Source organism: Acidimicrobiales bacterium (assembly GCA_035533095.1).
In the GTDB taxonomy this organism is placed as follows: Bacteria; Actinomycetota; Acidimicrobiia; order Acidimicrobiales; family Palsa-688; genus DATLUM01.
Window position 1 is genome coordinate 1 of sequence record DATLUM010000013.1, and the last position, 8,940, is coordinate 8,940.

10 protein-coding genes are annotated in these 8,940 nt (G+C 68.2%); 4 read left to right on the plus strand and 6 right to left on the minus strand.

What is annotated here, in order from left to right:
• Positions 1 to 281: 281 nt before the first annotated feature.
• On the minus strand, positions 282 to 779 hold the full coding sequence (locus VNF71_01990) for a carboxymuconolactone decarboxylase family protein (GenBank protein HVA73322.1): 498 nt from the start codon (positions 777 to 779) through the stop codon (positions 282 to 284).
• Between the two features lie 130 nt (positions 780 to 909).
• Here VNF71_01990 and VNF71_01995 point away from each other — a divergent pair, with 130 nt between their 5' ends.
• Together VNF71_01995 and VNF71_02000 are read left to right on the plus strand one after the other, a co-directional pair.
• Positions 910 to 1,788 carry a sigma-70 family RNA polymerase sigma factor gene (locus tag VNF71_01995; protein ID HVA73323.1) on the plus strand — a complete coding sequence of 293 codons (879 nt, stop codon included), beginning with the start codon at positions 910 to 912 and terminating at the stop codon, positions 1,786 to 1,788.
• A 227-nt stretch (positions 1,789 to 2,015) separates the two neighbouring features.
• Positions 2,016 to 2,783 carry a glucose 1-dehydrogenase gene (locus tag VNF71_02000; protein ID HVA73324.1) on the plus strand — a complete coding sequence of 256 codons (768 nt, stop codon included), beginning with the start codon at positions 2,016 to 2,018 and terminating at the stop codon, positions 2,781 to 2,783.
• 83 nt (positions 2,784 to 2,866) lie between these two features.
• On the opposite strand, the gene VNF71_02005 is transcribed toward VNF71_02000, so the two are convergent.
• Complete coding sequence (locus VNF71_02005) at positions 2,867 to 4,426, minus strand: alkaline phosphatase family protein (GenBank protein HVA73325.1); 1,560 nt, start codon at positions 4,424 to 4,426, stop codon at positions 2,867 to 2,869.
• A gap of 521 nt (positions 4,427 to 4,947) precedes the next feature.
• Here VNF71_02005 and VNF71_02010 point away from each other — a divergent pair.
• Positions 4,948 to 5,487 (plus strand): OsmC family protein, encoded by a 540-nt coding sequence (locus VNF71_02010; protein ID HVA73326.1) that lies wholly within the window; start codon positions 4,948 to 4,950, stop codon positions 5,485 to 5,487.
• Positions 5,488 to 5,743: 256 nt separating this feature from the next.
• Here the strand turns inward: VNF71_02010 and VNF71_02015 are convergent, their stop codons facing one another.
• Positions 5,744 to 6,115: a hypothetical protein gene (locus VNF71_02015; protein HVA73327.1), complete on the minus strand. Its 372-nt coding sequence runs from the start codon at positions 6,113 to 6,115 to the stop codon at positions 5,744 to 5,746.
• A 19-nt stretch (positions 6,116 to 6,134) separates the two neighbouring features.
• Here VNF71_02015 and VNF71_02020 point away from each other — a divergent pair, with 19 nt between their 5' ends.
• A complete protein-coding gene (locus VNF71_02020) occupies positions 6,135 to 6,275 on the plus strand; it encodes a hypothetical protein (GenBank protein ID HVA73328.1) in 141 nt (46 codons plus the stop codon).
• 255 nt (positions 6,276 to 6,530) lie between these two features.
• Here the strand turns inward: VNF71_02020 and VNF71_02025 are convergent, their stop codons facing one another.
• From VNF71_02025 to VNF71_02035, 3 genes are all read right to left on the minus strand, one after another.
• Positions 6,531 to 7,031 carry a hypothetical protein gene (locus VNF71_02025; protein ID HVA73329.1) on the minus strand — a complete coding sequence of 167 codons (501 nt, stop codon included), beginning with the start codon at positions 7,029 to 7,031 and terminating at the stop codon, positions 6,531 to 6,533.
• Positions 7,032 to 7,496: 465 nt separating this feature from the next.
• A complete protein-coding gene (locus tag VNF71_02030) occupies positions 7,497 to 8,705 on the minus strand; it encodes an IS4 family transposase (protein HVA73330.1) in 1,209 nt (402 codons plus the stop codon).
• A gap of 45 nt (positions 8,706 to 8,750) precedes the next feature.
• Positions 8,751 to 8,940: acyl-CoA dehydrogenase family protein (locus VNF71_02035; protein ID HVA73331.1), on the minus strand; the 190-nt coding region annotated here is incomplete at its 5' end.

Sequence of the window (8,940 nt, forward strand, 5' to 3'; positions counted from 1 at the left end):
CCGGATCCATCGGAACTGCGATCCGACCAAGAGGCGTGCGTCGAGGCGCTCGTAGGCAACGGGCACGGCGTAGCGTCGCCCGGTCGTCCTCCCGGTGACGTAGACCGTGACCAGTCGCCGCCCGAGCGCGCGACAGAGGACCGGGGTGCACAGGAACGCGCGCACCAGATGGTTCACCAGGCCCTGGAAGCGAAGGGTCCGCGCCGCGGGCTCGGGGCGCCCGCCCTCCCTGGCGCTCGCCGGTGGCGGTGGCGATGGCGATGGCGGTGAGGTTGTCCGCATCACGATGCCTGGCCGACGGGTTCGGCTTGCGCGACCCAGCGGCCGACCCACTCGCCGGTGATCTGCCGGGTGACCGCGTTGATGCGGTTGAAGGCGTTGATCGCCGCGATGGCCAGCACGAGACCGGCCAGCTGCGAGTCGTCGTAGTGGCGGGTCGCCTCCTCCCACAACTCGTCGGAGATGGCGTCCGGACGGTCTGCGAGGCGCGTCGCGGCCTCGGTCAGCGCGAGGGCAGCTCGCTCGGCGTCGCTGAAGTAGGGGGCCTCCCTCCACGCGCCGACCATGACGACCCTCACCTCCGGCTCGCCTGCGGCCCTGAGCTCGCGCGAGTGCATGTCCAGGCACACGCTGCACCCGTTGATCTGGCTCGCCCGGGCCTCGATCAGGGACAGCGTGCTGGCCGGCACGCCGGACCCGCGCACGGCGGCGCCCAGGTCCTGCAGTGCGGTCAGGGCACCTGGAACGGTGACCGCGGGGTTCTCGATCCTCGGTTGCATGATGCCCTCCTCGTGTGCGCTCCTTCCCTCGACCTGTCGTCGTCGGTCCAAGGGTCCCCCCGGGCAGCCGGTCACATCGCCGACCTCCCGGGGGTCATAGAGATGACCCGTGACGTCGGAGGAACGTGACATGACCGATCAGCAGTGGCTGGCCGAGAGATTCGAGGAGCAGCGGCCCAGGCTCCGTGCGGTGGCCTACCGGATGCTCGGCTCCCTGTCCGAGGCGGACGACGCCGTCCAGGACACCTGGCTCAGGGTCAGCCGCGCCGACGCGAGCGTGGTCGAGAACCTCGGCGGGTGGTTGACCACGGTGGTGGCCCGCGTGTCGTTGAACCTGCTTCGCTCCCGCGCGACGCGGCAACAGGAGCCCCTCGACGTCCACCTCCCCGACCCGGTGATCGACGCGCCCGACCGAAGCGACCCCGAGCACGAGGCGCTCCTCGCCGACTCCGTCGGCCTGGCGATGCTCGTCGTGCTGGACGCCCTCAGCCCCGCCGAACGGCTCGCGTTCGTCCTGCACGACATGTTCGCGGTGCCCTTCGAGGAGATCGCGGCGATCGTCGGCCGCTCTCCCGAGGCGACCCGGCAGCTCGCCAGCCGGGCACGGCGGCGGGTCCAGGGATCGGCACCGGTCCCCGACGCAGATCTCGACACGCAATGGAAGGTGCTGGACGCCTTCGCGGCGGCCGCTCGCGACGGCGACTTCGAGGCGCTCGTGTCGATCCTCGATCCCGATGTCGTGCTTCGGGCCGACGGCGGCCAGACGGGGCTCTCGCACGTGGTGCACGGGGCGGCCGCCGTCGCCAGCCAGGCGACGATGTGGGCACGGGCGGACCTCACCGTCAGACGGGCGCTCGTCAACGGTGCGGCCGGCATGGTCGCCGAGCGCGACGGCAAACCCTTCTCGGTCGGGGCCTTCACGGTGCGCAAGGGCCGGATCGTCGAGTGCGACATCCTCGTCGACCCCGAACGCGTCGGGCAGCTCGATCTCGAGATGCTGCAGGACTGACCGGTGGGGACGGTGGCCCGCCCGTCGGGTCGTCGACACACGCCGGGATCGCCGTCGGCGCGGCCTTCCACCTGCCCTGAGAAGTGGCGCGCTCAGAGCGTCGCTTGATCAGGACCTTCTTCCCTGTGTGCGGGCCACCACTTCGGGTCAAATGGACGAAGCGACCGGCGCGACGCCGGCGCGCCAGGGTGCGGGCGATGCCGCAATGGCCACGAAGGGAGAGCATCATGGGGCGTGTTGATGGCAAGGTCGCGGTGGTCACGGGCGCGGCGCTCGGACTCGGGCATGCAACGTCGACGCTCCTCGCCAAAGAAGGAGCAAAGGTCGCCGTCACCGACATCCTCGCCGAGGAAGGGCACCAGCTCGTCAAGGAGATCAACGCCTCCGGCGGAGAAGCTAGGTACTGGAACCTCGACACGAGCGACGAGCAGTCCGTGTCCGACGCATTCGAAGCCGTCGTCGACACCTACGGGCGCCTCGACGTGCTCGTGAACAACGCTGGGATCAGCGGGGTGAACAAGCCCACCGACGAGATCACGCTCGAGGAGTGGAACCGCGTCATCTCGATCAACCTCACCGGGGTCTTCCTGTGCACGAAGCACGCCATCCCGTACCTGCGCCGAAGCGGGGGTGGGAGCATCGTCAACCTCTCGTCGATCTATGGGCTGGTGGGCGCGCCGGACGCGCCTCCCTACCACGCCGCCAAGGGTGGCGTCCGCCTGATGAGCAAGACCGACGCGCTCCTCTACGCCGCCGACAACATTCGCGTGAACTCGGTCCACCCGGGGTTCATCTGGACGCCGATGGTCGAGCACTTCCTCGCCGAGCAAGGCGACCTCGACGCAGGGCGAAAGGCCCTCGACGAGCTCCATCCGCTCGGCCACGTGGGACAGCCCGAGGACATCGCCTACGGGATCCTCTACCTCGCGTCCGACGAGTCGAAGTTCGTCACGGGAAGCGAGCTCGTCATCGACGGCGGCTACACGGCTCGCTGAGTCACGCTTCACGGAGTGCGCTGCGAGCGGGCAGACGATTCGACGGGTGGGGCGCAACCGGTCGTGTCCCGGCTGCGACGCCCTCACCCGCTGGTCGGGACCTGCGCAGTGGTCGGCGGGGACACAGACGACGGTGTCGGTGTCGGTCTCGGTGTCGGAGGTGGGACCCCCGTCGTGGTCGTGGTCGGCGAGCCCTTGGGCGCGACACCGGGAGGAAGAGCGCTACAGCCCGCGCACGCCGGGCGCGTCGCGAAGTACGCGGGGATCGTCGGTGAGTCCGTGGGCGGGTTGGTCGGGAGAAGGACCGGCGGCCGCGGCTCCTGGTGGAAGTTGAAGTCCTGCACGAGGTTGCCCAGCACCTGTTCGTTCTCACGGACGTCGGGCCGGGGATCGGGGCGGCCGTCGGTCTTCGGGTCGAGGCGGGCTCCGCCGAGGAAGTCGTCCTCGACGAACTTCAGGTACGCGTCACTCGAGAGCGTCTGGTGGTCGACGTACCCGGGCCTGGCATGGGGCGAGATCACGATGCTCGGCACGCGCAGGCCGTAGCCGTTGGCGTCGACTTGGGGCGGCACCACGCCTGTGTAGAAGCCGCCCCAGTCGTCCCAGGACAAGAAGATGGCCGTCGAGTCCCACTCGGGACTCTCCATCGCTGCGTTCACGAGGGCGGTCACGTAGGCCTGGCCCTGGTGGACGCTGGCGGGCGGGTGCTCGCTGTCGGCCTGTGAGGGGGTGATCCACGACACCGAGGGGAGGGTGCCCTCCCGAGCGGCACGGAGGTAGGCGTCCACGGGTTGGATGTCGGCGAGCTGGTGGTCCTGGCGGACGTCGTCGAAGAGCGCCAACGGGTTCCAGATCCCCGGCGTACGGTACGACTGGCGCACCGGCGTGCACCTCTCGGCCGAGTCGTTGGCACAGTCGGGTTGCGAGCCCGACTGGACGAAGTACCGCCATGACACGTGATGGCGGGCGAGCAACCAGGTGAGGTCGGTCCAGGCCAGGTCGATCGAGGTCTTGCCGGCGGTGAGCTCGCGGTCCACCGCCTGGTTGAACCCGCGCGCGTTGGCCGGGCCCTTGATCGCTGTCGTGCAGCTCATCGGCGATGCGTCGGTGCATTGGGCGGACCAGTCGGACACCAGGGAGAGGTGCGCGGGCAGCGACCACGAGCTCACCCCTTCGAACATGTGGTCGTCGAGCACGAAATCCCTCGCGTACGTCCAGTAGTTGGGGATCTCGGCGGCCGTGTGGTAGCCCATGACGTCGGGCTGCTCCTGGTTGAGCGCCGAGCACGTGGGGTCATCGGGGTTCTTGCAGGTCCGACGGGCGGCCTCCTCCTGGGCGACGAACCCGTTCGTGTTCCCGCCGTTGATCTCTCCCACGGCCTGGGGATGGCCGTCCGGACCCCCGCCGTTCACGTCCTGTTCGTCGTGGTACGGCCGGTCGCAGCCTCCGGTGTTGGGGTTCGGCACGCACACCGACGGCACGCCGCTGTGCTCGTCGATGCCGTCTGCGCCGGGGAACGTCCCGAAGTACGAGTCGAACGACCGGTTCTCCTGCATGATGATGATCACGTGCTGGATCTCGTGGATCCCCGGCGCCACCACGTAGGTCCCGATGGGCCCACCCGGGGCCCACCCGGGGCCCACCCGGGGCCAGCTCGATGCCGGCTTGGCCGGCTTGGCGGGCTTGGCGGGCTTGGCCGCCCCGCTGGGGAGCTGCGGCGGCGCTGCCGGAGAGTGCGCCGGTCGCGACGAGGAGGACGGCGGCGAGACACGCGGCTGCGGAACTCCTAGGGCTGGCGGAACGTAGTCGCGCGGAGAACGTTCGAGCCTTCGGCGGCTCAGCGTACGCCGTTACGCCCAATTGTGGCACGCGGTATGAAAAACCCTCGGGTCGTCCCCAGCCGCCTCGGCCTCGACGAGATCCCTGGGGACGACGGGAAAGTGTCACGACGAGGTCGACGGCCGCTCGACTCGAGCACGGCGAGCAACGCGGAGCAGTCAAACTGCTCGAGATCCATCGGGTGATCTCCTTGGGTGCGTTCGGCGAGGAACACACCAAGGATCGCCCGGTGACCCACCTTTGGCGGACCTGCCGGTCAGCTCGTATCCGGCAAAAGGACGTTTCCGGCACCTCCACTGCGATTCACACTGGCTAAGGTGATCGGATGGACGGCGTCACGTTGCGGGAGATCCAGCGCCCCCTCAAGGACCGATACCGTGCCGATCCCGCGAAGGCGCTCGTCACGCTTCGGGCTGAGGGCTCCCTCGCCAGCTCCGAGGTGGCTTGTTCGGTGGCGACGGGTCGGGCACTCGTCGAAGCGGGCCTCCACCCGGCCACCGGTGGCGACGGAAACCTCGCCTGTTCCGGCGACATGCTCCTTCAGGCACTGGTGGCCTGCGCCGGGGTCACCTTGCGCTCGATCGCCACCGCCCGGGGCCTCGACGTGAGCGGGACGGTCAGGGCGGAAGGAGATCTTGACTTTCGTGGGACGCTCGGGGTGGATCCCGAGGCGCCCGTCGGGTTTCGCTCGATCCGCCTCATCCTCGAGCTGGATTCGACGGCGACCGAGGAGCAGCTTGACGAGCTGATCGCCACGACCGAGCGGTATTGCGTCGTCTATCAGACGCTGCGCTCGTCACCGCAGACGTCGGCGGTCATCACACGGACTGGCGGCGCAGACGGGCGGCCGAGCGACCATCGGTAGCGTCGACCGTCTTGTGGGCGCCGAGAACCCAACCGCCCGGCTTGGGCGGCATCCGGATCCAAGGCGTGGGTCCCCCAGGCGATCGCTTCTTCGCAGACTGCGCTCTGTCCGCGGCATCTCAGCGCCGCGACCACCACGCGTGAGATGACCCCGAAGGGCGTGCCGTCATCGGACCGCCGCCCAATCCACCGACGGACTCGAGACCGCCGCGGAACGTCCCAGCGGTGCATCCCACCCCTGGGCAGGACGTCCCGAGCTATGCCGTTCTCGGCCTGAATCCCGAGCAGAGGAGGGTCACATCCATGAAGCGACCGTCGATGACTTCGGCGTACACCTGCTGCTGAACCATGAAGTCCGTGTCAAGCTCCGTGCCGTCGAGCCGGTAGGAGATGTGCAGCCGATCTGCCACGCGATCGACCGACTGGTCGATGAGCATCAGCGGATCGGCGTCAACGAACCAGCTTGCGATCAACTCGCCCGCGGCATTGGCCCCTCTTCGCTCGGTGGGACCAGGTGGGATCAATGCCCGTAGCCTCCCGTCCGGGGCGAAGCACTCGGCGACCGCCAGCGCGTCCGCACTGAGGACGCCGTCGATCCATGCCGTAGCCAGTTCGCGACCGTCGTCCACGTACTCAGTATGGAACGCAATGGCAAGCCGCAACCAGCGAAACGGCGGCGCCGAGCTCACTGACGTTCAGCTACCGCACGACTTCGACCGGGGCTATGACGCCTCCAACGTCCGCGCCCTCTTGTGGAGCGCCGAGCTCACCGACGACCGCAGCGCCTGACGGCGCACGACAACCTTGTCGAAGAAGAAGAAGCCCCGCTCGGCGCGGGCTGCGATGGCTGGTCCAGCGGACCAGTGCCTGGATGGACTGCGGCGAGAAAGGCTGTGGGGCTACCTGCGCATGGCGATCCCGACCGAGCGGACCTTCTCGACGGCGCGCTCGAGGACCAGGATCACCTGGGCGGCCGCGCAAGGCCGGCTCATTGCCAACCTTTGACAATGCCCCTTCCGGGGTCGCAGGCCGCTCGATCGAGGCTCAGACGGGTGGATGACTCGGTGTGGGCAGGAAGAAGAGTGTGCTCTCGTTCCAGGATGTGCCGTAGGCCGAATACGTAGCCTCATTTGTGGCGCCGAGGAAGAAGTACACGTCGCTCGGTGTGAACGCGGTGACGTAGAACCCGGAGCCTGTGCCCCGGCCCGAGGTGTGGATGTGGCCGATGTATGTCGAGCTCTCGCAGAAGTTCTCGTACGACGACCCCCTGAACAGGTACAGCGGGTATGTCGTGTTGGGAATCGCATGGCTGAAGCTCACGAAGATCAGCATGTAGTTCCCGAGACGGAAGAACGTCGTCTTTCCGACGATGTGCCCCGTCGAGTAGTAGGTGCAGTCGTCGCCGACGTGGATCGACGAAGACGCAATGGAGGGCGGACGTCCACCGGTGGCGCCGGCCGGGGCAACCCCGATGCCGATCACCGCACAGGCAAGCGCGCCCGATAGCAGACCGACTCGCACCAAACGACCAACGGCCCTCGTCATCTTCCCCTCCTTCTCGGGGATGAGCTCCCCTCCCGCCTGTACGGCCGCCTCCCGACAGGGGTCGGACCACCCTGCGCCGCGAGGGGCTCGACCGCACAAGTTAGCAGGTCACGGCTGGACGGCCGGTGGTCCCGCATTCCCTTTCCTCCGACCGTGAGAACACCGAGGCCGGGTCGGCCCCGCAGCTTCTCCCGAGATTGCGACGCGTGGGCCTCCGAGATGGCGACGCGCGATCCAGCTTGGGGTGGGAGCGCTCGCCTAGCCCCAATACCGTTCAGTTAGGGGCCAGGGATGCCCAGAGTGGCGAACCGTGACGGCCCGGTCGGCTGCGGCCATTGTCGGTGCCGGGCGCGTTTGACGTGCCACTTGACGTACTTGCGCTTGACGACTCTCGGGTTGCTGCGGAGTCGTCGTGCGGGGTTGAGCCGTTGCACGAGGAGCGCGATGGCGTGTCGCCAGCTGTGCTCAGTGCCTTGAGGGGGAAAAATCGCGCGCCGCTGGAATGGAGCGGCGTGCGATGCGGAGGGCGGCGACGAAGCTGACCCGGTCGGGGTCGACTCCGGCGTCGTCTGCGGCCTCCCACATCAAGGTGCGGATCGCGTAGTGACAGCACAGGTGGCCCCAGATCTCTTGGAGCACGAGTTCGGGCGACTTCGAGCGCAGCACGGTGCGCGTCCCGCGCTGGTGCGTCTTGAGCTCGTCGAAGGCCGACTCAATCTCCCAGCGCTGTGCATAGGCGCAGGCGAGCTCGGTGGCCGAGACGTCGTTCGGATCGAGGATCGTGGTGAAGAGCCGGTAGGTCTCGTCGTTGTGGCGACCGTCGTCGATCGTGTACTCGATGACCCGGATGACGAGCGGCTCTGCCTTGCGGCCTGCGTTGCCCGATGGGCGTAGCTCGGCGAGATACGACCCGTCGGGCAACGATTCGATCGGGCGTGGCTTCATGACGCTGTTGGCCCGCCACAACAGGTCGGCACCCTTTGCCGCAGCCTTGGAGAACAGTGGGAACCCGCAGAACCCGCGATCGGCCAAGACCAGCATCCCTGGCTCGAGCCGCTCGATCAGCCCAGCGGCGAGCGTGTTCTCCGCCGTCGTATAGGGCCCGACTGCGGCGTCGAAGATGGCGTGGGTCCCGCACTCGGCGACGGCCACCACCCGGGCCTGGGGGAAGGCGGCCTGCTCGCCCTTGTTCACGCCCGGACGCCCGAAGAACGAGGCGTTCTCGGCCGTGTCGGCCACGTCCAGGCACGTCCCGTCGATGGCGACCATGCGACGCCCGCCGAGGAACACACCCGCCGTGCCCTCTCCTCCGAGGGGCTTTGCGACCTTTGTGAACAACGCGGCGAGTGGCTCGGGGCCGAGGCGTGCTCGTGCCTGGAAGATGGCGGACTTCGAGGGCAACGTGGGGACTTCGTCGCCCGAGCTCCACGCAAGTCCGTCGGTCAACAAGGCGAGCACGTCTTCGTAGGAACCTTCTGCGTGCAGCGCCATGCCGATCGAGAAGTACGCCATCGCCCGTGCGGGCAGTGAGCGGTTCCGCCGCTCGGTGCGCTGACAGCTCGCCACGACCTCGTCGACGAGCGCTGGCGGGAAAGTGTGCGTCAGGACCCCCACCGAGACCAAGTCGGAGAGCCGGCGGTCCGACACAGGCTTCCTCCAACCGGGCCGGGGCACACGGTCAGACTACACCCCTGTAACCTTAACTGAACGGTATTGCGCCTAGCCCAGGATCTTCTTGGCGATCACCACGCGCTGGATCTGGTTCGTGCCCTCGTAGATCTGGGTGATCTTGGCGTCGCGCATGTACCGCTCGGCGGGGAAGTCCTTCGTGTAGCCGTAGCCGCCGAGCAACTGGACCGCGTCGGTCGTGACCGACATCGCCGTGTCCGAGGCGAAGCACTTCGCCATC